At 62.5% G+C, this 21,352-nt stretch carries 34 protein-coding genes; 23 read left to right on the top strand and 11 right to left on the bottom strand.

All coding sequences use genetic code 11. From position 1 onward, the window contains the following. Nucleotides 1–50 precede the first annotated feature (50 nt). The 4 genes from G342_RS0118555 to G342_RS26110 form a co-directional block, all read right to left on the bottom strand. Nucleotides 51–1,241 carry a tyrosine-type recombinase/integrase gene (locus G342_RS0118555; protein WP_018184667.1) on the bottom strand — a complete coding sequence of 397 codons (1,191 nt, stop codon included), beginning with the start codon at nucleotides 1,239–1,241 and terminating at the stop codon, nucleotides 51–53. Between the two features lie 169 nt (nucleotides 1,242–1,410). Then, nucleotides 1,411–1,689, bottom strand: coding sequence for a hypothetical protein (locus G342_RS0118560; protein ID WP_018184668.1), 279 nt, complete (start codon nucleotides 1,687–1,689; stop codon nucleotides 1,411–1,413). A gap of 1 nt (nucleotide 1,690) precedes the next feature. Beyond that, nucleotides 1,691–1,945: a hypothetical protein gene (locus G342_RS0118565; protein ID WP_018184669.1), complete on the bottom strand. Its 255-nt coding sequence runs from the start codon at nucleotides 1,943–1,945 to the stop codon at nucleotides 1,691–1,693. 250 nt (nucleotides 1,946–2,195) lie between these two features. Continuing rightward, nucleotides 2,196–2,363 carry a hypothetical protein gene (locus G342_RS26110; RefSeq protein WP_018184671.1) on the bottom strand — a complete coding sequence of 56 codons (168 nt, stop codon included), beginning with the start codon at nucleotides 2,361–2,363 and terminating at the stop codon, nucleotides 2,196–2,198. Nucleotides 2,364–2,403: 40 nt separating this feature from the next. Between G342_RS26110 and G342_RS0118580 the strand changes: the two genes are divergently transcribed. Beyond that, complete coding sequence (locus G342_RS0118580; protein WP_018184672.1) at nucleotides 2,404–2,649, top strand: DUF982 domain-containing protein; 246 nt, start codon at nucleotides 2,404–2,406, stop codon at nucleotides 2,647–2,649. A 5-nt stretch (nucleotides 2,650–2,654) separates the two neighbouring features. Here G342_RS0118580 and G342_RS0118585 read toward each other — a convergent pair whose 3' ends face one another. The 6 genes from G342_RS0118585 to G342_RS24635 all read right to left on the bottom strand — a co-directional run bounded on the left by G342_RS0118585 (nucleotide 2,655) and on the right by G342_RS24635 (nucleotide 6,911). Then, nucleotides 2,655–3,566: a hypothetical protein gene (locus G342_RS0118585; protein ID WP_018184673.1), complete on the bottom strand. Its 912-nt coding sequence runs from the start codon at nucleotides 3,564–3,566 to the stop codon at nucleotides 2,655–2,657. After that, the gene (locus tag G342_RS0118590; RefSeq protein ID WP_018184674.1) at nucleotides 3,563–4,336 is read right to left on the bottom strand and encodes a DNA cytosine methyltransferase; all 774 of its coding nucleotides are present in this window, start codon (nucleotides 4,334–4,336) and stop codon (nucleotides 3,563–3,565) included. Before G342_RS0118590 ends, G342_RS0118585 begins: the two co-directional genes overlap by 4 nt. Continuing rightward, nucleotides 4,333–5,022: a hypothetical protein gene (locus G342_RS0118595; protein ID WP_018184675.1), complete on the bottom strand. Its 690-nt coding sequence runs from the start codon at nucleotides 5,020–5,022 to the stop codon at nucleotides 4,333–4,335. The genes G342_RS0118590 and G342_RS0118595 overlap by 4 nt, the downstream gene beginning before the upstream one ends. Next, nucleotides 5,019–5,246: a hypothetical protein gene (locus G342_RS0118600; protein WP_018184676.1), complete on the bottom strand. Its 228-nt coding sequence runs from the start codon at nucleotides 5,244–5,246 to the stop codon at nucleotides 5,019–5,021. Before G342_RS0118600 ends, G342_RS0118595 begins: the two co-directional genes overlap by 4 nt. Nucleotides 5,247–5,311: 65 nt before the next feature. Continuing rightward, on the bottom strand, nucleotides 5,312–5,944 hold the full coding sequence (locus G342_RS0118605) for a hypothetical protein (RefSeq protein ID WP_018184677.1): 633 nt from the start codon (nucleotides 5,942–5,944) through the stop codon (nucleotides 5,312–5,314). 232 nt (nucleotides 5,945–6,176) lie between these two features. Then, nucleotides 6,177–6,911 (bottom strand): XRE family transcriptional regulator, encoded by a 735-nt coding sequence (locus G342_RS24635; RefSeq protein ID WP_018184679.1) that lies wholly within the window; start codon nucleotides 6,909–6,911, stop codon nucleotides 6,177–6,179. 61 nt (nucleotides 6,912–6,972) lie between these two features. On the opposite strand from G342_RS24635, the gene G342_RS0118620 reads away from it, so the two are divergent. From G342_RS0118620 to G342_RS0118635, 3 genes are all read left to right on the top strand, one after another. Further along, entirely contained in the window at nucleotides 6,973–7,224 is a 252-nt protein-coding gene (locus G342_RS0118620) for a carph-isopro domain-containing protein (RefSeq protein ID WP_245557305.1), read from the top strand. A gap of 94 nt (nucleotides 7,225–7,318) precedes the next feature. Next, a complete protein-coding gene (locus G342_RS26115) occupies nucleotides 7,319–7,468 on the top strand; it encodes a hypothetical protein (RefSeq protein ID WP_018184681.1) in 150 nt (49 codons plus the stop codon). After that, nucleotides 7,465–7,644: a hypothetical protein gene (locus G342_RS0118635; RefSeq protein WP_018184682.1), complete on the top strand. Its 180-nt coding sequence runs from the start codon at nucleotides 7,465–7,467 to the stop codon at nucleotides 7,642–7,644. The genes G342_RS26115 and G342_RS0118635 overlap by 4 nt, the downstream gene beginning before the upstream one ends. Nucleotides 7,645–7,736: 92 nt before the next feature. On the opposite strand, the gene G342_RS0118640 is transcribed toward G342_RS0118635, so the two are convergent. Further along, nucleotides 7,737–7,997 carry a hypothetical protein gene (locus G342_RS0118640; RefSeq protein WP_018184683.1) on the bottom strand — a complete coding sequence of 87 codons (261 nt, stop codon included), beginning with the start codon at nucleotides 7,995–7,997 and terminating at the stop codon, nucleotides 7,737–7,739. A gap of 82 nt (nucleotides 7,998–8,079) precedes the next feature. Between G342_RS0118640 and G342_RS0118645 the strand changes: the two genes are divergently transcribed. The 19 genes from G342_RS0118645 to G342_RS0118735 all read left to right on the top strand — a co-directional run bounded on the left by G342_RS0118645 (nucleotide 8,080) and on the right by G342_RS0118735 (nucleotide 21,313). Next, nucleotides 8,080–8,526, top strand: coding sequence for a hypothetical protein (locus G342_RS0118645; protein WP_018184684.1), 447 nt, complete (start codon nucleotides 8,080–8,082; stop codon nucleotides 8,524–8,526). Continuing rightward, a complete protein-coding gene (locus G342_RS0118650) occupies nucleotides 8,526–8,870 on the top strand; it encodes a class I SAM-dependent RNA methyltransferase (RefSeq protein WP_018184685.1) in 345 nt (114 codons plus the stop codon). Before G342_RS0118645 ends, G342_RS0118650 begins: the two co-directional genes overlap by 1 nt. Beyond that, the gene (locus G342_RS24640; protein WP_018184686.1) at nucleotides 8,863–9,204 is read left to right on the top strand and encodes a hypothetical protein; all 342 of its coding nucleotides are present in this window, start codon (nucleotides 8,863–8,865) and stop codon (nucleotides 9,202–9,204) included. The genes G342_RS0118650 and G342_RS24640 overlap by 8 nt, the downstream gene beginning before the upstream one ends. A gap of 23 nt (nucleotides 9,205–9,227) precedes the next feature. Next, nucleotides 9,228–10,049 carry an ATP-binding protein gene (locus G342_RS0118660; RefSeq protein ID WP_026304600.1) on the top strand — a complete coding sequence of 274 codons (822 nt, stop codon included), beginning with the start codon at nucleotides 9,228–9,230 and terminating at the stop codon, nucleotides 10,047–10,049. A gap of 31 nt (nucleotides 10,050–10,080) precedes the next feature. Next, nucleotides 10,081–10,656 (top strand): hypothetical protein, encoded by a 576-nt coding sequence (locus tag G342_RS24645; RefSeq protein ID WP_018184688.1) that lies wholly within the window; start codon nucleotides 10,081–10,083, stop codon nucleotides 10,654–10,656. Beyond that, nucleotides 10,656–11,126 carry a hypothetical protein gene (locus G342_RS0118670; protein WP_018184689.1) on the top strand — a complete coding sequence of 157 codons (471 nt, stop codon included), beginning with the start codon at nucleotides 10,656–10,658 and terminating at the stop codon, nucleotides 11,124–11,126. The genes G342_RS24645 and G342_RS0118670 overlap by 1 nt, the downstream gene beginning before the upstream one ends. After that, nucleotides 11,126–11,848: a hypothetical protein gene (locus G342_RS0118675; protein WP_018184690.1), complete on the top strand. Its 723-nt coding sequence runs from the start codon at nucleotides 11,126–11,128 to the stop codon at nucleotides 11,846–11,848. Before G342_RS0118670 ends, G342_RS0118675 begins: the two co-directional genes overlap by 1 nt. Beyond that, on the top strand, nucleotides 11,845–13,872 hold the full coding sequence (locus G342_RS25415; RefSeq protein ID WP_018184691.1) for an AAA family ATPase: 2,028 nt from the start codon (nucleotides 11,845–11,847) through the stop codon (nucleotides 13,870–13,872). Before G342_RS0118675 ends, G342_RS25415 begins: the two co-directional genes overlap by 4 nt. A 157-nt stretch (nucleotides 13,873–14,029) precedes the next feature. After that, nucleotides 14,030–14,317 carry a hypothetical protein gene (locus G342_RS0118685; protein WP_018184692.1) on the top strand — a complete coding sequence of 96 codons (288 nt, stop codon included), beginning with the start codon at nucleotides 14,030–14,032 and terminating at the stop codon, nucleotides 14,315–14,317. A gap of 58 nt (nucleotides 14,318–14,375) precedes the next feature. Further along, nucleotides 14,376–14,660: a hypothetical protein gene (locus tag G342_RS0118690; protein WP_018184693.1), complete on the top strand. Its 285-nt coding sequence runs from the start codon at nucleotides 14,376–14,378 to the stop codon at nucleotides 14,658–14,660. Between the two features lie 10 nt (nucleotides 14,661–14,670). After that, nucleotides 14,671–14,859 carry a hypothetical protein gene (locus tag G342_RS0118695; RefSeq protein ID WP_018184694.1) on the top strand — a complete coding sequence of 63 codons (189 nt, stop codon included), beginning with the start codon at nucleotides 14,671–14,673 and terminating at the stop codon, nucleotides 14,857–14,859. Nucleotides 14,860–15,088: 229 nt separating this feature from the next. Beyond that, complete coding sequence (locus tag G342_RS0118705) at nucleotides 15,089–15,367, top strand: hypothetical protein (RefSeq protein ID WP_018184696.1); 279 nt, start codon at nucleotides 15,089–15,091, stop codon at nucleotides 15,365–15,367. A 14-nt stretch (nucleotides 15,368–15,381) separates the two neighbouring features. After that, the gene (locus tag G342_RS0118710) at nucleotides 15,382–15,789 is read left to right on the top strand and encodes a hypothetical protein (RefSeq protein ID WP_018184697.1); all 408 of its coding nucleotides are present in this window, start codon (nucleotides 15,382–15,384) and stop codon (nucleotides 15,787–15,789) included. A 186-nt stretch (nucleotides 15,790–15,975) separates the two neighbouring features. Continuing rightward, nucleotides 15,976–16,431 (top strand): hypothetical protein, encoded by a 456-nt coding sequence (locus G342_RS0118715; RefSeq protein WP_018184698.1) that lies wholly within the window; start codon nucleotides 15,976–15,978, stop codon nucleotides 16,429–16,431. Between the two features lie 323 nt (nucleotides 16,432–16,754). Next, nucleotides 16,755–16,922: a hypothetical protein gene (locus G342_RS26120; protein WP_156831016.1), complete on the top strand. Its 168-nt coding sequence runs from the start codon at nucleotides 16,755–16,757 to the stop codon at nucleotides 16,920–16,922. After that, nucleotides 16,888–17,277, top strand: coding sequence for a hypothetical protein (locus tag G342_RS0118720; protein ID WP_018184699.1), 390 nt, complete (start codon nucleotides 16,888–16,890; stop codon nucleotides 17,275–17,277). The genes G342_RS26120 and G342_RS0118720 overlap by 35 nt, the downstream gene beginning before the upstream one ends. Beyond that, nucleotides 17,252–17,554, top strand: a complete 303-nt coding sequence (locus tag G342_RS0118725; RefSeq protein ID WP_018184700.1) for a hypothetical protein — start codon at nucleotides 17,252–17,254, stop codon at nucleotides 17,552–17,554. The genes G342_RS0118720 and G342_RS0118725 overlap by 26 nt, the downstream gene beginning before the upstream one ends. Continuing rightward, the gene (locus G342_RS0118730; protein WP_198010830.1) at nucleotides 17,538–19,094 is read left to right on the top strand and encodes a terminase large subunit; all 1,557 of its coding nucleotides are present in this window, start codon (nucleotides 17,538–17,540) and stop codon (nucleotides 19,092–19,094) included. Before G342_RS0118725 ends, G342_RS0118730 begins: the two co-directional genes overlap by 17 nt. Further along, a complete protein-coding gene (locus G342_RS0118735) occupies nucleotides 19,094–21,313 on the top strand; it encodes a portal protein (RefSeq protein WP_018184702.1) in 2,220 nt (739 codons plus the stop codon). Before G342_RS0118730 ends, G342_RS0118735 begins: the two co-directional genes overlap by 1 nt. Nucleotides 21,314–21,352: the final 39 nt, after the last annotated feature.

Genomic DNA, 21,352 nt, shown 5'->3' on the forward strand with positions numbered 1-21,352 from the left:
AATGGTGCTGCAAGAGAGGATTGAACTCTCGACCTCTCCCTTACCAAGGTTTATCTCGAAACCTTCTTACGCGTTGTTTTAGCTTCGCTTTCTGACTTCTTCAATCTGTACTGCACGGATTTTGCACGAAATGACCCGTTCTTAACAAGCCTTCCAGCATGCTTGAGCGGGTCCGAAATCCACTCCATTTCACTCCATGCGACTGGGACCGGCAAGGTGTTGATCGCATCGATTAGTGGCTGGTTCGGCAAGTGCGAGTAGACCCGGCTCATCTCTGTGGCGGCGTGCCCCAGGATCTGGTCCTTGATGTGCGGGTGCACTCCGTTGATGACAAGCTGGGTGCTGACCGAGTGCCTCGCGGTGTAGGGCGAGATGTTCGTAATCCAGGTCCGACCGCGAGCGCCTTCGATAGCCGAGCTCAACTGCCCGCCGCCGTCCTCCGTCATGGGATAGGCACCGCCGCGAGGAGTGCGGAACAGACGGCCGCCGCGCTTCAGCAGCGCCGAGAAGAGGGGCGCCACGAAGTCGTGGATAGGTACGCCGCGCTCTGCGCCGGTCTTCGTCGCTGACAGCACCAGCCAGCGGTCATGCGGGCGAATATCGTCCTCGTCAGCGTCGAGAGAGAAAAGCTCGATCGGCCGCATCCCCGTGTAGAACAGCGCGGTCATGACGAACGCTGGGGCAGGGCTCATCGCCCCCACAAACTCCGCCGCCTTCTCATAGCTGACAGGGCGGGTGCCGGACCGCTTGGTCGGCGGTTTCAGCGCGGTACCCTTCGCCTTGCGAGGGCGTAGCCATCGCCGTTCGTCAGCCCACTTGTTAGCCACCGCATGATTCCAGACGGCGACGAACGGGGTGTAGACCTGCCGGTTCTGTGTGGCAGCGCTCACGCCAGGCATCAGCTTTTCAGCGACCTTCGTCAGGTCTTCCTGCCCGATCGTGTGCAGGCGGCGTTCCGCGAAGTGCCCGATAAGGCCGGTCCAGCGCCCGTTCTTTTCTTGCCCCAAGAAGCGGGGCGAGCCGCCGGCCGCCATGTATGAGACCGCTGCCTCAAGAAACGAAACGGTCGCCTTCTTCCCGTAGACACTCTGTTCGAGCAGGGAGGCCTCGCGCTGGATCCTTATCGCCTCTGCCGCTTCCTCGCTGTCAGTTCCCGTGCTCTCGAATACAGAGATGCCTCGGACGGTGCCGCGGAGATACCAGTAGGGCGACTTGCCGCGACGGGCGAGCTTGAGGGGCATCGCATTGCATCCCAGAGCGCCATGATGTCCTGTTCGGAGAACAGCTTGCGCCTGCCATTGAGAGAATAGAAGGGGTGGACCTTCACGATGTCATGGAAGGCCCGCCGGCTGACGCGCAGCTTGGCGGCTGCCTCGTCCATGGTGAAGATTTCGGGGAGGGCTGACGACATTAGTCCTCCTTCTGGCAAATCTGGCGCCCGTCAGCGCCCAGCCTCGGCGACAGCGCACCGTCGCGGGTGGCGAGGTACTGGCAGCCGGTGCCGTGGTCGGTGTGAAGGCGGAGGCCTGAGCGTTCGCCCGGTGCGTCCGTGTCGTCCATCGGGCGATTTATCGATATCAGGAACGTCACCGCGGCGAGCGCGACGACGCCCCAGAAGACGGCATCGGCAAGACGTTCCACCTTCGGTAGCGTCATGGTGACGTTCACGACCTTGGTCTCGATGTCCATGTTACCCCTCCCTGACCGGAATGCCGGCGGCTTTGGCGGGGACAGGCGCGAGAGGCCCAGCCGGAGCCGGGTCGTACCGCGCCAGATATCGCTTCTGCGCCTTCAGCCACATCTTGTAGGGGTGCATGCGCCGCTCACCCCAAGGGTAAGCGTCGCTGATTGCCTTGCGCCGTTCGGCGAAAGGAGTATCCGGCGCAAGCGTCGCATGGACGGCGTCGATGTGACCCCACGCGCTATCATACCAGGAGCCGCTCATCCCTACTCCTCCCTTGCCACAGCCGGCGGGGCGGGGAGGGGCGTAAACTCGAACCCATCATGGTCGAACCCATGCTCAAGGCACAGCATGGTGGCGTAGGTTGAACCCAAGCCGTAGGCTTCCATAGCCACAACCCAGTTGGGCTGCCGCTTGAACCTTCCGATGCGTCGGGCATTTCTGAGGATGGTACTGACCGGCCACGAGGCAATGACTTTTCGAAAGCGGGCCCATTCTTGCTCAGAGGTCCACATCACAGCGCCTCCGCCATCTGCTGGATACGGGCAAACCGAGCGGTTCGCATTTCGGCTCGGGCGCGCTCGTAGTTCTCCTTGGCCTGCACGGCCAGGAACTCGTGATCGAACATCGGATCGTCGAGCCCGTCAGGATCGGGCGCCCCAGCCTCTACGGCTCGTTCCATCGCGCTACTCATGGCTCGCGCCCTCTCTATATTCGAAGGGATGGGTCATGGATTTCCAACCGTTTGGATCTGGGTTGCGCTCGGCAAGCGCCAGGCTGTCGGTGACGTCGTGCGAGCGGCCGAGCTGCTCTTGAAGCACTGGCCGGACGATTTCTCCGACACGGCGCTGCACCGAGACGCGCGGATGGCTTGCCTGGAAGCCTGGGAGGGCGAGGGCGACCCGCTGGATGCGCGAGCCGCGTTCGTCGAGGCGGCGGAGGAGGCCGGCATTCTGGCGGAGGCGTGAGGGCATCACGTTCCTCCCTTCGGCGCGGGAGAGGCGAGAGAGCGGATGCGCGGCAGTTCGCACCAGCCCAAGAGATCGGCCTCAGGGATTTCACGGAAGCCATGCCCGGTCCAATAGAACCACCCCTCGAAGGGCGGCTGTTCTGACCCGCTCATATCGCTGGCCCAATGAGCGATCAGATAGCCGTTGAGCCCGGCGCGGTTCGAGGTCGCAACCACCACTTCCTTGCCGTGCTTGCGGGCTTCTGACATCGGCCGGAGCATCGCCTCGGCGTCTGCGTAGGTGGTAGGGGCGGAGACAAGGCGGCGCATTGTCTTGTGCGCCGGGAGGACTGGCCAACCGATCGCCTGATGCATCACCGGCCCCCACTGATGGGCCTGATCGTCCGGGTTCTCGTCGCCGTGCTGGATAATCTCGCCGACCTTGAGGAACCGGTACACCGGCTCCTGCCCTGGCGCTTCGGCTGCGGGAGGCGTGGGGGCGGCGGCGAGCATGGCGCGGATCTTCGCCCCCACCGCCTTCAAGGTGCTGTACCGGGGCAGAAAGTCAGGCGTTAGCGGCACAAGAGCGATGCGCTCGGCCATCACCCAAGCCTGAAGCTCTCTCAGTCCCCCTGGCACCGCCACGGCTGGCGCGGGCGGGGAGGCGTAGACCGGGATTGCCCCCATCCACGATGTCGGTCGAGTGGCCCCCACATGCACCTTCGTGTTCAGGGGCTCCCCCAATCGGCCGCGACCGCCGTATTCAATCCACGCCACCGGCTCAGCGGGCGGGGAGGCGCGGCGGTCCATGGCGAGGATCGCGCGAGCGATATCGCCGTATTTGTCGTTACGGTCCAAGCCCTGCACAATGAGGTTGCACACCCGCGCGATTTCCTCGGCTGTCGGCTCAAGCTTCACTTCGCGGGTGTCGCTCATGCTGCGAGCCTTTCTGCGTCGAGGTAGGCTCGACCGATCAGTTCCGGGATGGCGGGGATCACGGCGTTTCCGCATCCGTGCAGTCGGTCCACCCAGTTGGCAGGCCGGTCATCCACTCCGCGAAGGAGGGGTTGAGGAAAACGATCATCTCCACCGAAGGCAGAATGCGCGATGTCGAGCAGATCCGGCGCGCTACTCGGCCGCCTTTGTCCAGCCGCGCCAGCACGGACGCTTTCGAACAGTCCTTCCATTCGCTCGCCGGCAGGGTAGGCAACAATCCAGATGCGTTTGCGTGCCTGAGGGGCGCCAACGAACCAGCCGGGGACAACATCCCACTGCGCATCATACCCGAGCGCGGCAAGGGACCTGAGAACGCGGTCAAGTCCGTCCCCGGCGAGGCGATCGACGTTTTCGATGAAGGCGACGCGCGGCCGCAGCTCGTCGATAAGCCTGGAGTACTCGAACCAGAGCCCGCTTTGGTCCCCGTCGAGGGAGGTGTCCCCTCCATGGGCGGTGGCTGCGATGGATACGTTCTGGCATGGGAATCCGCCGCAGATGGCGTCGACGGCAATTCCATCGGCGGCAAGACCCGCCGCGGTGAGTTCGCGGATGTCATGATATCGTGGGACTTTCGGCCAGTGCTTCGCCAGGACGCGGCGCGGGAAGAGCTCGATCTCGCAGAAGGCTACGGTCTCGAAGCCACGAGTTCGTTCAAGGCCGAGCGAAAAGGCGCCAATGCCGCTGAACAGGTCGAGGACGCGGAGGCTCATGCTTCACCCCCGACATTCACGCCCATCTGGCGGGAGCGGGCGGCGAGCATAGCGTCCGCGGCTTCGTAGGCTCCATCGGCAGCGACCACGTAGACCGAGACTGCATAGGGGATCCCGCTTACGGCCGAGGCTGCATAGAGATTGGCAAGCAGCGTCGGCATGACACTGATGGCGATGGCATCGCGCAGCGACATGCCAAACGCTCGATGCTCAAGCGGGTGCCCCTCTGTGTCCCGGAAAGCGAAGGGGAACGCTGGCCCGCCGTCTTCAATGCGGTCAGCCATCACAGGCCTCCATGTGCTGAGGTGAGGCCCATCTGGCGGGCGGAGAGGCGCTCGGAGGCGTAGGGGGGCGATCTGAGTGGGCAAGCCGCGCTTGAGCCGGTCAGCGAGCGCGCTGAGCGCCGGCAGGAGGAATTCCTCTGCGGCATTGCTCACGAAGTCGTCGGCGTCGTCGTGCTCAGACTTGGTCAGGCTGCCGCACCAGCCTTCGACTTCGGCCAGCCAAAGTGCGTAGCAGCCATCAACAGCCGTATTAATGATCTGGGCGCCCTGTCGGGCCGAGACCGCGGCGCGGTGCTTGGCACGCTCGGAATAGGCGGGGATAGGCGCGGCTGTGAGCATGGCCTGACGCAACTTCTCGACGGCACGGTCCACGCTCTGTTCGTAGATACTCTGGGCCATCATGCCACCTTCCGATCGGCGGCCGGGTAGACCGGAGCCGCTTCGACCATCTGTTCTGCGTTGATCCGAGCGGCGAGGCGGAGCGCCAAGCCCTCGCTGTCGAGGCCGATGGAGAAGAACTCAGCAGCCTCGCCGGCCTCATTGCGCATCGACAGGAACAGGCGGTTCTGGTGCGCGTCGGCTTTGATCCGAGCGACGTTGTGAACTTGGACAGTGATGTCGGGCATGGAAATGCTCCTCTGGGCCAAACCACTCGCTGACGACGCCCCGAAGGGCGGCGCTGGGGAGGGGTTCAGGCGGCGAGCTTGGCGAGGGCTTCGCGGAGGCGGGCCTTCTCGGCGGTGAGGAAGGCGTCATGTTCCGCCTTGATGGCGTTGCGCACTTCCGAGACTGCGGCATTCGTCGCCTTCTCGATTTCAGTCTTGAAGGCCTGCTGCATGACGCCCTCGACGAGGCTCTGAATGCGGGTCTTGCCGTAGTACCGGTCGTTAGTGGGTTTCCCCGAGCTATCCACGGATGCAGTGAGATACTCCCGGCCGGTCAGCCCAATGAACTCCCGCATCGTCATGGGCTTCTCGTCAGCCTTCATGAACGGGAACTTCGGGGTTATGGGCTGGTCGATGATCTCGGCCGTGACGTTTGCGAGATGCTTGTCGATCTTCTCGACCGAAAGCGCGATGCAGCGCTCCTCGACAAGCTTCGCCAGCTTGTTGTTGCCGTATTCACCGACAACCACACGCGCCGCCGCTTCGACGATCAGCGCCTCCATGTCTCGCTGGGTATAGCTACGCATGGAGACATGGAATTCGATGCCGCGCCCCTCGGCCTCCGTCGTCGCGACCATATTGGTGTCGACGTCCTGCGGCTCGTTGGGGCCATCCCATTGGGCCTCGGCCATTTCATGGGTGCTGGTGATCTCGTCCATCTACATTCCCTCCATCTGCTGCAGGGCCAATGTGCCGGCGCTGCTGATGGAGAGAACGCTATACGCATGAAACGTATCTTGCAAGTGAAAATACGCCACTAACGTAAATTCGGTTTGTGGGGATACAATTCATGCATATCGGAGGGCGAGTTGCCGCTGCGGCATGTGGCGCGCATAAAAAAGCCCGCCTGAGGCGGGCCTTATGTTTGGCAGGTGTTGCTCTGGCGGGGCGCTACGAGGCTGCGCCGCCCATTACGACGAAGTGGACGGAATGCACGTTCTCATGAGGGAAGCGCAGCTCCTTGGATGGATTGTACTGCGTCAGGACCAGCTCTTGAGCATTGTGCCGGACAAACCTCTTGATGAAGGCAAGCCGGGGGCCGCCTTCCTCGATCTCGATCTGCGCAACGACAAAATCGCCCTTCTTCACCCGCCTGGTGGGGTCAACGAAGGCAATTTCACCGTCAAAATAACGCGGTTCCATGGACTCGCCGGAAATCTGCACCGCGTATGCGCCCGCAATAGGTGACAGCGAAGGCGGCGCCATCACCTCATACAGGATATTCCCATTCATTTCGAACTCCCCGTCGACCCCTCCGACGGCACTACCATAAACAGGGATATGCCTTCCGCCAGCCTCAATCCTCGAGCCAACGACAGCGTTTGGCTCCGGTTGACGGCCAAAACTGAACTCAGGACCGGCTAATTCCCAGATCTCAGGGCGCTGAATAGGCGGGCTGCCCTTGCCGAGCAGAGCGCGCTCGATCTTCGCGACAAAGTCACGGGTGAGGTAGCCGCCCTTGTACTGATCGGGGTTCTCGTAGCGCTGGATGCTGGACGCGGCCTTGTACCCCATGGCTCGCGCCATTTGGTCCATCGTCAGGCCCGACCTTTCGCGCAGCGTGCGTACGCGACCGGTGATTGATTCCGGCGAGTTATCCATGTCGCGCACAAGACCATTAGTCATCTACGTTTTCCACGTTGACAACGAATACGCACGATGCGTATAGTCTGCGTACGAAAAGCCATTGCTGGAAAATCGGATGCACGCTTCACCTGCCCACTACGTCATCGGGAAATTCGGCGGCCTCACGAAAACCGCCAATGCCATCGGCAGCCCGGTCACGACCGTGCAGGGGTGGAAGGACCGCGGTCGTATCCCGCAGGACCATTGGCAAAACATCATCGTGGCCGCACGGGTGATTGGTGAGGAGTTGGAGCTTGCCGACTTCATCCAAGACCACGTGGCGCCCGTCAAGCAATCGGGAGCTGCATCGTGATCTGGCTCTTACTCGCTATCGGCAACTGGCTCTCCGAGATCACCCGCAAGCGCCGCCCCGTCGAGCTTCACGAGCATGTTCCGGGAGATCACCAATGATCACCGCGCTCATGACCTCCATCGACCAGAGCGGCCCGGCGCTGATTTTCGGCGCCTCGGCGATTGCCTGGCTCTCCATCGAAATCGCCTGCGCCTTTGCGATCCGTCGCAACGAGAGGGCTCGAAACAACCGGGGGCGGGAATGATCGACAAGCGGAATGCCGCCCGTGTCGGCTGGGTGATCCTTCTGATCGCGCTGTCGGTGGTCCTAGGCGATTTGTCGGGCCTGATGGAGCCGGGCTTCATCAAGGTCTGCAATGGGTTTGTTGGCCTCCTGGCGCTTGTCCTCGCCATGCACGTCACGGACGAGGCGTACCTATGAGCGCCGCCTCCACGAAATTCCCCGCTGCCGTTGCCCCCATCGGCAGCCAACTTGCGGCGGGCGCAATACTGACCTGCGCCCGCCGCTTTTTCTCAATCCAGATTGCCGCCGACCGACTCCCCGGTGGCGATCAGGCGGCGACCCTTGGCTTCCTCCCCCATCGGTCGCCGCCGCAGTTCTCCCGCTCGTCGAAGCATCAGCCCACGCACAACATTCGCGGCTGCAGCTCCGAGCGAAACGAAGTCGGTGTCGTCCGCGACGCTGATCTGAGGGCCGAGCGGCGCGCCCCAACTCTCATTGGAACGCTCGGTCCTCAGGTTCTTATCCGGCTGGTGGGCCTCGCGCATCGCCATCCATCTGTCCGTTCTCCTGTCACTTCCTCGGTTGTCATGTTCGGTCCTCGCAACTCCGAACATGAATCAAAGGAATTGGCAGATGACGGAAATCTCACGGCGCAACGAATCAAACTCACGGCGGGAGACGGAAATGCAAAGGGTTGAGGCCATTAGAAAAGAGATGTCGAGCGGAGTGCGACTGCTCGGTGCTTCAGGCCGCAATGCTGACGAAGAGAACGCAATTGCGGCGCGTCTGAGCGGTCTTTCTGTGACCGTTATCGAACGTCTTCGCTGGAAGAAGATCAAGCGCATCCCTGCAGACATCACGGATGCGATCCGGGACGCCATCGATGCTTACAACGCCATCACGGAGGCTAGGGCCCGGCATGAACGCGACATCCTCGCTGCGCAACTCGCAAGCTTCGTCGGTCTCTCCGATCAGTCGGGCGATCCGGAATTTTATCGGGCACGCCTTGCTCCGGTCCTCGACCAAGCGCGCCGCGTTGGCATTTCGGATCGCTCCCTGGCTGAAGATGGAGAACGTTGATGAGTAAGCCAGCCGCGAACGCCTATGACCTCGCGACCCGCGAAACGATCCTGGACCTCTGGGCGCAGGGAACCCCAACGGGGGAGATTGCTGATCGCGTAGGGCTCCGCTCCGAAACGGCGGTCACCAGCTTTATCGCCCGCGCTCGTGAGAAGGGCGACGTCCGAGCGGCCGCCCGCAGCATCCGCCGGAAGAAAGCTGGCCGCGAGGGCGTCTTCGCGGTCCCAGATACGGTCGAGCGCGCCACGCCAAGCTGGGAGGGCCTGACGCCCTTCGGCTTCATGATGGGCGACCCGCCGCGGGGCAGGTCTGCGCTCGATCAGAAGATGGCCGCCCATGGGTAAGCCATCGCGAGACAAGGGGCAGCGCGAAGAGCGCGCCATCGTCAACGGCTGGCAGCTTCACGGCTTCGCCAGCGAACGCATCCCGCTTTCTGGCGCAGCTGGCGGTTCCTTCATCGGCGACGTGACCATCCCGATCACCGGGACGGATCGGATTTTCGAAGCGAAGGTCCGCGCCAATGGCTTCCGCGAGATCTACGGTTGGCTCGCCGATCACTTCGGCCTGTTCATCCGCTCTGATCGGAATGACCGCCTGGTGGTTCTCCGGGAAGCTGACTTCCGCGAGATCTGCAAGCTCGCTGAACTCAACAAGAACGAAATCCAAAACGCTGCCTGAACCTCAACAGCAAAGGTGAAATCGTGTCCTTCAGCATCATTACAGCCGATCAACGACTATCGACACCGCGTGGTGTGAAGGCCCTGATCGTTGGGCCGGCAGGCGTAGGCAAGACCTCGCTGCTGCGCACCGTCAACCCGAACACGACGCTCTTCGTAGATCTTGAAGCCGGCGACCTGTCGGTGCAGGACGTCCAGATTGACACCATGCAGCCGAAGACGTGGCCGGAGTGCCGCGACCTCGCTGCACTGCTCGGCGGCCCGAACCCGGCCCTTGAGCCGCATATGTCCTACAGCCAGGCCCACTATGATGCGGTCTGCGCGAAGCTTGGCGACGTCTCGTCGCTCGACAAGTATGAGACCTACTTCATCGATTCCATCACCGTCGCGGGCCGTCTCTGCCTCCGGTGGTCGCAGTCGCAGCCGGAAGGCATGTCGGACAAGACCGGCAAGCCGGACCTTCGCGGCGCCTACGGCCTGCACGGCCGCGAGATGATCGGTTGGCTTACCCAACTGCAACACGCCCGGTCAAAGAACGTCATCTTCGTTGGAATCTTGGAGAAGGTGACGGACGACTTCAACGTCAGTACCTGGCAGCCGCAGATCGAGGGATCGAAGACGGGCCGCGAGCTCCCCGGCATCGTCGACCAGGTAATCACCATGCAGCTCGTCACCTTCGACGAGGAGGATGCCAAGCCCGTCCGGGCTTTCGCATGCTGGCCCGACAACCCGTACGGGTGGCCAGCGAAAGACCGATCCGGCCGTCTCGAAATGTTCGAGAAGCCCGATCTCGGCGCCCTGATCGAGAAGATCACGGCCCCGCAGAAGACCGCAGCCGCGGCCTAACTCAGCAAAAGCAAACAAGGAAACTCACAGCATGTCTCTTCTCGACTTTAACTCTGCACCAACCCAGCGTGACGATTTTGAACTGATCCCGGACGGCACGAAGGTGCCGGTGCAGATCACCGTTCGACCAGGCCATGCCGGCGACGGTGGCTGGCTCAAGCGTTCCAAGGCGGGCGACTGCCTGATGATCGATGCAGAGTTTGTCATCGTCGATGGCCAGTATGCCAAGCGCAAGTTCTGGTCGCAGCTGACGGTGGATGGCCAGACCGAGGGCCAGAAGAAGGCCGTCGAGATAAGCGTGGCGCGGCTCCGCGGTATCCTCGAAAGCGCCTTCGGCATCCGCCCCGACGACGAGTCGGAGAAGGCGATGGAGAAGCGCCGTATCAGCAGTTACGGCGATATCGACGGGCTTCGCTTCTGGGCCGTTCTCGGCATCGAGAAGGGCAAGGACGGCTACAAGGACAAGAACACCATCAAGGCGGTCCTGACGCCCGATCGTTCCGACTGGCAGCAGCTTGATCAGGTCAAGGCGGCCGGCGGCAATCATGCCGTTTTGGCCGCTCAGCAGGCCGCGAAAGTCAGCGGGGCTCGGCCGGCGTGGGCGTGATGGCCAAGCACGATCACGAACTTGAAAGGGCGGCGCACAACGCCGCCCTGGAGTCGGTCCGAATGATCTGGGACGGGCCACTCGCCACGATCAATGGCAATGCGCAGCTGAAGTCGCTCTCTCAGACCGAGCTTAATTGGATCGTGAGCATGGCGATTTCCGAATGGATCGTGGCGCGGTCACGCCAAGTCACCGAGACGCGTGTCGGCGTGGAAGCTCTGATCCGCACCATGCAGGGCGAACCGGAGCCATGGGATGCAGGCGCCATTGAGGCTTGCTTGCCAATCCTTGGCGACCTCGTCGTGCAGATGGAGACGACCGATCTGCCGATCGGGAGTTGGCCGAAGCACAAGGTGATGCAGCTCGCCTGGGCCTGCTTCGTCGGCCTCGATGCCGCGCGCACCAATCGCGAGGAAAGGGATGAAATCCCTTTTGATCACTCCGAAACCTCAACACTGATGGCCGGATAATGCTTGACCTTAATCGCTCCATTCATAAATCGAAGGCCGCCAACGACGCCATCAACGTCGCAATCGATGCTGCCATAATGGAGCGGGCCGAACGGGAGCCGAAGCGCCAGTATCTCGGCGCTTCCTCCATCGGTCATGAGTGTCTCCGCCGCATTCAGTGGGACTGGCGCAGACCGAAGATGCCGCAGGCCAAGAGCCAGCGCATTTTCTGGCGCGGTCATACCTGGGAAGACTACACCGCCAAGCTTTTCGTACACGCCGGCTTTGACCTTCGCCGCGGTGGCTCTGAGACGGGCTTCGAACAGGCTGGTGGGCTCTTCCGCGGCCACTGTGACGGCATCTTCTACGCAGGGCCTGAGATCGATGGCATCGGCTATAGATGCCTTTGGGAAGCCAAGGCTCTTGGCGAGAACTCATTCAAAACCATCGTGCGCGACGGCTTGAAGAAGGCCCGGCCTGAATATGCAGCGCAGGTTGCGCTCTATCAGGCCTATCTCGGCCTCACCGAAAATCCGGCCATCTTCACCATCAACAACACTTCAACCGGAGACATCCTTCACCTGCTGGTGCCGTTCGACCCCGAGGCCGCGCAGAAGGCTTCGGATCGCGCCGTGTTGGTACTGCGTGCAGATGAAGCCGGCGAGACACTTCCCCGAGTTTCAGACGACCCTGAATTTTTCCTGTGTCGTTTTTGTTCGCATCGCGAGGAGTGCTTTGCATGACGGGCATCCTCCTCGATTTCAACGCCGCGCTGACACAAGAACAGTTGGAAGCGAACCTTCGGCGCAACACTGTTGACGCGGACGATATCCGCGAACGCCTGAACGCCAACCCGGAAGCCTTCCTGAAGTGGATGTATTCGGGCCGGGCCCTGATCTCGCGGGGCGAGGCCCGCATCGGCGATGTAAGTGGCTCCGCCGGCGGATCACTGTCGATATCGCTCAAGGGTGCCAGCGCCGGGCTGTGGCATGATCACGCGACCGGCGAGGGTGGCGATCTGGTCGGGCTCTATATGGCCTACATGGGCTATGGGCAGTCCGGATTTGGTCAAGCGCTGAAGGAGGTTGCGGCCGAGTTTCTTGGCGACCCGATCGACGTCAAGCGACCATCGTGGGAAGAGAGCGCAGCCCGCCGGATCGAGGTGAAGGCGAAGACCATGGGAACGGCGCCACGCGCCGACATGGTGGAGCTGGGCCCGAAGGTCGCGGACTGGAAGTATCGGGATCTGCACGGCAACATCATCGCGTCCGTGGCACGCTATGAGCCGGACGGCCCCGCCAGCAAGACCTATCGACCATTCTGCTACAAGATCGAGGACGGCAAGCCGGTCTGGCGCATGGGCGCCCCGGCGCTTCGCCCCCTCTACCGTCTCCCTGAAATCGTCACGTCCAATGCCATCGTGCTTGTCGAAGGCGAGAAGTGCGCCCAGGCGCTGGCGGATCTAGGCATCGATGCCACGACGGCGATGCAGGGTGCTCATTCCCCGGTAGAGAAGACTGACTGGTCTCCCATCCATGGCAAGACCATCGTCATATGGCCGGACAACGATGCGCCAGGTCGTGAGTATGCGACGAAGGTCGCGGACCATCTCCGGGCGATCGGCTGCGAAGTCTCCATCGTCGAAATTCCAGCCGACAGGCCAGAGAAGTGGGACGCGGCCGACTGCGTTGAAGAGGGGGGCGACCCTCGCATCATCCTCCGCACGGCCGTCAAGGCCGAGCCTTCCAACATCTACAAGCTCTATACGCTGGAAGAGTTGGAAAACCTTCCGCCGCCAGTCTGGCTGATCGACGGGATGATGATTGAAAACGGCCTCGTGCTGTTCTGGGCCGGCAGCGACAACTACAAGACCTTCGTCGCCATCGACATCACCATGAGCATCGCCACCGGTACACCATGGCACGGGCGGGAGGCCCAAGGCGGCCCGGTCGTCTATGTCGCCGCGGAAGACCTTGCCGGCGTGAAGCTCCGAATGGTCGGCTGGCGCGAGACGAAGGGCAGGGGGCTCCCTCGCCCGGACGTGACGCTTCTCAACGACAGCTTCACGATGGCCTCGCCTGACGCCGAGAAGCTCGTGCGCTCGATCCAGATGTTGCCCCAGAAGCCGCGTCTGATCGTGATCGACACGCTGGCCCGCACCTTTGGCGCCGGGAATGAAGACAAGACCTCCGACATGAACGCCTTCATCCAGGGCTGCGACCTGATCCGGCGCGCCACAGGGGCGACTGTCATGGTGGTTCATCACACCGGGCGCAACACCGAACAGGAGCGCGGGAACGTCTCCCTGCGCGGCGCCTGCGACGTGATTTTCACCGTTCAGCGGCAAGGCAAAAGCGGAAAAATCAAACTCATCAACTCACCACCAAAAGGCAAACAGAAGAACGCAGAACCCTTCAACGACATCCAGTTGAGAATGCAGCAGGTGCGCTTCGGCGCGCCTGGCAATGAACAGTCCACGTTGGTCGTCATGGCTGACGATGGGGCCGCGCCGGCGGGCTCGGACGATGATGCGGATGATGAACTCGAAGACGCCGCCCCGCGCCTTGGGCGGATCGAAAAATCCATACTCGACGCTCTTGAAAAGGCTGCACGGAGCGGGCGGGACAGTCTGGGGTTCAACTCCCTCTACACGATGATCGGTGGCGACAAGGGCAGCTTCGGACGAGGTCTCAGGAACCTCGTTGCGAAGGGCCTGATCGCCCAAAACGGTGAAGATGGAAGCAGTAATTACGTCCGGGTCAAATAGGTGGCTTTGGTGGCTATAGCCACCTGAAAAGCCACCCACCCGATTACGGTGGTCTAGGTGGCTTTTGGTGGTGGCTTTTGCGCTTCTCCCCATAGGGGAGCGCCACCAAACGCCACCGAGCCACCATCGGGCCACAAACCAGCAAAGGAGAAATCGCATGCTAGCCAACAGACACCCTGTCGATCGCCTCGCAGATCTCCGAGTGGCGATAAAGGCTCTCAAGGCCGAGGAAGACGAGATCCGCAAATCGCTCCTGGCAGAGGGCGCCGACCTCTCGGGCTCGGAGCACTACGCCCGCATCACGCTCACCGAACAATCGAAGCTGGATCGCAAGGTGTTGGAAGAACGGTACGGGGCAAAGGAAGTCGCCGAGTGCTCCAAGCCGGTCCAGGTCGTCACCATCCGAACCGTCGCCCGCTTCGCAGACTGCGAGGGCGAAGAATGACCACACCCCCACCGAATGGCCCCCGGCCGCACAAGCAACCGCAGCATAGGAGATCGAGATGACCGACCTGCACATGTCGCACCGCTTCTACCAGTCCGAGGACGGCGCCGAATGGCTGCTGCGGACGTGGGAGCCGGACTACCCGACCAAGATCCGGTTCATCGACGTCGGCCCGGATCGAGACGCACTGCTGGCGAACGCCCGCAAATTCTGGGTCGAGTACATCGAGCCGATGCGAGCCCGGCGCCAGGAGAACGAAGCCAGGCTCGAACGGGACCGCGCCGATCGTGCCGCCAAGAAGGCCGCCAAGGCCTCCGCCCCCATCCCAGCAACCGCAGCATAGGACGATGAGCATGGCAGCATTGGTCCAAGCAATAGTGTTCCTGGCGTTTCTGGCCCTGCTCGTCGTCGTCAGCTTCGGCTCAGGGTACGAATATCAGCGGCGACAGGATTGCACCGCCCGAGGCGGGCGCAGCATCGCCATCGACGGCGATTTCGTCTGTGCGGCCAAGATCATTCCCATCCCCCACACCCCCGCATAGGAGAGACGAGATGGCAGAGACGAGCGAGGTGAAAGTTGTCCGATACGAAGCAGCTCTGCGGCAGATCGATGGAGCGATAACAGCGGGGATCAGAGAAAACGGCGAGGAGCGGCATAGGATCCTGCTCCCGGATGGATCAATCATCCGCGGCCCTGCGGCCGACTTTGTCCGAGAGACCCTTGTCGCAATCCGGGATCGAGCCCGTTCAGCCCTTCAGGAGCCCTAACCCATGGCAGACCAGAGCAACGAGATGGTGGGCAGGGCCGCGAGGGCGCTGTTGATCGCCGACGGCCTTGAGCCTGAGTGCTGGCCGTATCGGGCGGAGAAGTACCTCAAGCTTGCCCGCGCGGCTATCGAGGCGATGAGGGAGCCGACCGAGAGGATGGTGTCAGAAATGCAGGACACTATCCGGTTCATATCCGACGAATGGTTCCCTGCTGATGGTGTTAAGACCGCCTGGTCCGATGGAATCGACGCCGCTCTCTCACACGATGAGGTGAAGGCGTGAACAGACGCGGGCTCATGAAAATGATGGGGCTGGGCGCCGCTGCAGCTCCTATCGCCGTGCCGCATATCGGGGCGATGCCGGCTCTCGGTAGCTCAGTGCAAGGCCTGGCGGTGGCAAGCGCTGCGGGCGGCTACGAAAATAGTGTGGGCGGCCCATTCGAAGGCGCTTCAAGCGGCATTTCCAAGCTCGCGCTCAAGACCATGGGTATCCCTGACTGGCTGAGCCGCCAATGGGACAAAGAGGCCCAAGAGCTGCGAGGCTTCGATTTGGACATCGCCGCCTACCGGTTCATGAGCCTCCCGGCCAAAGTGGCGTTGCAGCGGAAGCGCAACCGGCAGCGCGTCGAGGCAAATTTCTGGAAGCCCGACCCGTGGCGTGAACGGAACGCTTGGCATCAGAAGCATGGCTGGTTCGACGACTAACCCCACCACCTGACCGAAAAGGGAGGAAACCTTTTTTGACAGGGCACATCACCGATGAAGGCACGTACCAAAGCCGCCAAGCGCCGCGTCCACAAGGGAGGGCGACCAAGGACTGAAGGGGCGCCACGAGAAGCGTCAGGGAAGGTGGACCGCAAATGGTCCGCGGCGAAGACCTCCGAAGACGTCATGCGCACCGGGATCAACGCCAGGGTGCGCTTGTTCGGGCTCACCGAGGCCCAGGCGAAGACGCAGGAGGGCGGCACGGTCATCGGGCGCCTCCTGATCGGCAAGGAGATCAGCCTCGACCAGGCGCGCGCGGCAGAGCGTTACACCGAGGTCCGCAACGCCTACCAACGGGCTATCGGGGCAACTCCAGAAACAGGCACCCCACCGCCACCACCAATGTTCGAAACCGGGGGAGGGACGTTCGAGGACTTCTGCGAGAGCGCCAAGGCCGCGCAACGAGCCCTTCAGAATTGCCTTCAGTCCCTCGCCGTCGAGGCCCGCAGCTACAACCCCATCACGGCGCTGGATGTGTTCGTGATCAAGGACGAGTTTGCCGCGCATCTCCTCGGCGATCTGAGGATTGCGCTCAACGCGCTGCACCGGCACTTTACGCAGGAACGGAGGAGGGCGGGATGACGACTGATGCGGATCTGGCGGGCTTTGTTGGTGCCATTGCTGAACTCAATCGGCGCGCGCAAATTCTAGGGATCGGCAGCCTTAGCCTTGGGTTGTCCCCAACAGACAAATCCTCGCTGCTATGCCGTCTGACGTCGGTATACGGCCTTAGGGCCGCCTCTCCAGGTGAATCGGTGTCCACAGATCAAATTGCTGGGGTCCAGATTAGGACTATCGCTTGACGCCGCTCGCAAATCACGTCAGAATCCGTCCATAACTCAATAGTCGAGTGGTGCGCCCGGAGGAGAGATCCTGCCGGGCGCTTCTCGTTTCTGGGGCACGGCATGGCGAACAACCCAACCGCCGCCGGCTACGCTCTTGCCGCCACTCACATCGCACAAGCCCAGCAAGCCGCAGGCCTCTCCAACAGAGCCTTCGCCGACTGGCTTCGCGTGATCGCCAAGGATATCGAGACAGATGGACAGCGCAGCCTTGGCGAAGTCCGAAGCTGACACGCGCCGTGCGCTCTACCACATCGCCTATGGCCCGCCGCTCCGCCTGTCATGGCGAGACCAGTTCACCTTCGCGTACAGGGATCTGAAACGGGAATGGCATGGGCAGTCGCCGTCCAACTACCCAGGCCGGTTCATCCGTATGTTGTCCGATCATCATGGGGCCCCGCCTGGGTTCATCGCCGGCCGGTTCATGAAGGCCTACCTGCGCGCGCTGATACTGATCCCTGACATCGCTTTTCGGGCGGGGGCAATAGTCCGCAAGCGGGCCATGTTCAATCGCGGGGTCGCGGCCACTAGGGCTGGCGCTCGTAGAAAGATCGAGACAGATGGCGAACGAGCGCTCGGCCAGTAAAGTGCAGGGAAGTGCTGCAAAGCCCCCGAACGCTGGCAAGGGTCGCAAGAAGGGCGTCCCGAACAAGACAACCGCCGCGCTGAAGGAAGCCATTCTAGCCGCAGCCGAACAGGTTGGCGCAGATGGTAACGGCGAAGACGGCCTGACGGGCTACCTCGTCCATATCGCGAAGAATGACATCAAGGCCATGGCCGGCCTTCTCGGGAAGGTGCTGCCCATGCAGATTGCCGGAGACCTTACAATTTACCACGAGGATGCGCTTGGCGAGCTTGAGTGACCGGGAACGGTCCATCCGCCAGAAGCTGAAAGATGACTTCTCCCACTACGCCGCTCGCTGCCTCAAGATCCGAGCCAAGTCTGGCGCCATCGAACCGCTCGCCCTCAACGTCGCGCAGATCTATCTGCATGAACGGCTTGAGGCGCAGCGGGCTCGAACCGGCAAGGTCCGCGCTCTCGTCCTGAAGGGGCGCCAACAGGGCATCTCTACGTATATCGGCGGCCGCTTCTACTGGCGCGCGACACACGCTAGGGGCCGCCGCGTCTTCATCCTGACCCATGAGCAGGACGCCACGAACAACCTGTTCGGCATGGTCGAGCGGTATCACGAACATTGCCCGGCACTGGTCAAGCCAGTGACAGGCGCCGCCAACGCAAAGGAGTTGGCATTCTCGGTGCTGGAAAGCGGCTACGCGGTCGGCACGGCTGGCGCGAAGGCCGTTGGCCGGTCGCAGACTGTTCAGCTGTTCCACGGCTCGGAGGTCGCTTTCTGGCCCAATGCGCCGACGCACTTCGCGGGCGTTGTGCAGGCCATCCCGGACCTGCCCGGCACAGAGATTGTGCTGGAATCAACGGCAAACGGTGTTGGCGGCGAGTTCCACGAGCGCTGGCAGCAGGCCGAAGCTGGCATAGGCGACTACGAGGCGATCTTCATCCCGTGGTTTTGGCAGCCGGAGTATCGGCGCCCGGTGCCCCCCGGGTTCACGCTGGACGACGAAGAACAGGAATACGCGACCTCGCACAGCCTCGAACTGGACCAGATGGTCTGGCGACGGGCGAAGATGGCGGAGTTGAAAGACCCGCTGCTGTTCAAGCAGGAGTACCCGGCAACCGCTGCTGAAGCATTCCAGATGACCGGCCACGACAGCTTCATCAAGCCCGAAGCGGTCATGCGCGCACGGAAAGCGGAATGCGAGGGCATCGGTCCTCTGGTGCTTGGCGTCGACCCGGCCCGGTTCGGCAACGACCGGTTCTCGATCGCATGGCGCAAGGGCCGCAAGGTTTCGAAGACGGAGAGCCAGGGCAAGATCGACGTCGTCGCTGGCGCCAATTGGGTCAAGCAGGTCATCGACGTGGACAAGCCCGCCCGGGCGTTCATCGACGTGGGTGGTGTCGGCGCCGGCGTCGTCGACATCCTTCATAGCTGGGGCGAGCCGTACAAGAGCATCGTCGTCCCGATCAACTTCGGCGGCGAACCTCAGGAACCGTACAAGCTGCTCCCGACTGGTGAGAAGCAACCCGGGCCCAAGAACCGGCGCGCCGAGATGTGGATGCGCTCCCGCGACTGGCTGGACGAGACGGGCGGGGCTGACATCCCGGATGTCGATGTGCTCCAGGCAGACGCCTGCGGCCCCGGCTACGGCTACGACGTGAACCAAAGGCTGCTCCTCGAGAGCAAAGAGCACATGCGAGCGCGCGGCGTGCGGTCCCCTGACGATTGGGACGCCATCGCGCTGACGTTCGCTGAGCCGGTCATGGACCGCAAGAAGCCGGAACGCGAACAATACGGGCGCCGTGTCGGCGGATGGATGGGTAGCTAATGGCTGGTGCGAAGGCTGATCCCGACTTCATTGCCACGGCACTGAAGCGGTACGACGCCGGCTATGACCGTGAACGCGAGAATATCGATTGGGCGTATGAGGATCTGGAGATCCGCGCCGGCAATCAATGGCCTGAATACGCGAAGAAGGCCCGGAAAGATCGCCCGACGCTCACGGTGAACCGCATCCCGCAGTTTGTCCGCCAGGTGACTGGCGACATCCGCATGATGCGCCCGTCGATCAAGGTCGTTCCGGTCGACAACCGCGGTGACGTCAAGACGGCCGAGAAGCTTTCTGGCCTGGTCCGGTACATCGAGAACCGTTCAGACGCTCGCAGCGTCTACACCGACGCGGCCGACAGCCAGGTAGTCGCCGGCATCGGCCACTTCCGCATCGAAACCGAGTACGCCGCGTCGACCACGTTCGACCAGGAGATCCGCATCGCCTCGGTTGAGGATGGCGTCGCGGTCATCTGGGATCCGAACGCCAAGCGCCCCATGCGCGATGACGCGATGTGGTGCCATGTGCCTGTCGACATGTCGGTTGAGGCCTTCAAGGAGAAGTACCCCGACGCTTCGGTCGAGGATTTTGGCAAGGTTCAAAACCGTGGCGAGTGGCACGGCAGCGATACGGTGCGCGTCTCGGAATATTGGGAGAAGCGCGCCGAGAAAAAGACGCTCGTGCTGCTGCCAGACGGCTCAATCGAGGACGTCACGGACGATGAGAACGCATTGGCCCGCAACGTCGAGGGCGCCCGCGTCGAAAAGCGAGACTCCTTCGCCATCTATCGGAGCCTGATCACCTGCGCGCACACGCTGGAAGGCCCGGACAAGTGGCCCGGCGCGTACATCCCGGTCATTCCGGTGATCGGCGAGCAGGTGAAGATCGGCCGCAAGATCATCCGCCACGGCATTGTGCGTTTCGCCGCAGAAGCGCAGCGTATGTACAACTACGCGGTGTCGGCTGAGACCGAGGTGGTTGCGCTGCAGCCTAAGGCTCCGTTCATCGGGACCGAGGTGAACTTCGAAAACAACCCGAACGAATGGCTGTCTGCCAACACCGACAATCTTCCGTACCTGACATATAAGCCGGACCCTGTGAACGGCGGAGCCCCGCCCCAGCGCTCCCAGCCGCCGGTCACGTCGCAGGGCCTGTCCGAGATGATCGCCCGCACGGCCGAGGAGATGAAAGCCGTCATCGGCATCTACGACGCTGGGCTCGGCAATCGATCTAACGAGACGAGTGGCAAGGCCATCCTCGCCCGCCAGCGCGAAGGTGACATCGGCTCGGTCGTCTACATCGATAACTTCAATCTCGCCGTCCAGCAGGCCGGCCGCATCATCGTGGACCTGATCCCTCACATCTACGACACGGAGCGGATGATCCGCATCCTTGGCGAAGACGGGAAGATGGACCCGCTGCAGATCAACCATAAGGTCCAGGTGCAGGTCGGCAAGGACGGGATGGCAACCCATCCGGCGACGGGACAGAAGTTCCCCGCCAAGCCGGGGATGCGCCCCGGCGATACGATGAACGTCATTGGCTACGACGTGACGGTCGGCGCTTACGACGTCGTGATGTCGACTGGGCCGAGCTATTCGACGCGCCGCGAGGAAGCCAAGGAGGGCATGACCGCCTTCCTCCAGGCGGCACCCGACGTCGCCCCGCTTGTGATGGACCTTGTCGCCAAGGCGCAGGACTGGCCGAATGCCGACCAGTTCGCTAAGCGGCTTGAGACGGCATTGCCGCCGCAGATCCGGGCCATGGAGGCTGAAGAGGGCGATATGGCGCCTCCGCCGCCTCCGCAGCCTAACCCGGCACAGATGGCCGCCGCAGCCGAAGCGCAGGCCAAGGGCGAGCAGTCGCAGATTGACCTACAGAAGGCTCAGATCGAACTTCAGATGAAGGAGATCGACCTGCTTCTGAAAAAGGCGTCGCTTCTCGCGCCGCAGCAGCCTCAACTGCAGCAGATTGGTGGCCCGCAGCCGCAGGATCAAGCTGCACCGCAGGGCACGCCGCCCGGCGAGGTCGAGGCCGCGCTCCGCATCGTGGGCGACCAGTTGCTCGAACAGCAGCAGATCAACGCTCGTCAGGAGCAGATGCTGCAGGAACTCGCCGCGGTCATCATGGGGCAGGGAGCACAGCAGCCCGCTCCGATGCCTCCGCAAGCCGCAGAACCAGCCTTTCAGCCGGCCGAGGACATCCCGCCGGCACTCTGAGCTTCGCCAGCAGGCAGCCGCATGACGTGGCCGCCGCGA

It is taken from the genome of Kaistia granuli DSM 23481 (assembly GCF_000380505.1).
Lineage (GTDB): Bacteria > Pseudomonadota > Alphaproteobacteria > Rhizobiales > Kaistiaceae > Kaistia > Kaistia granuli.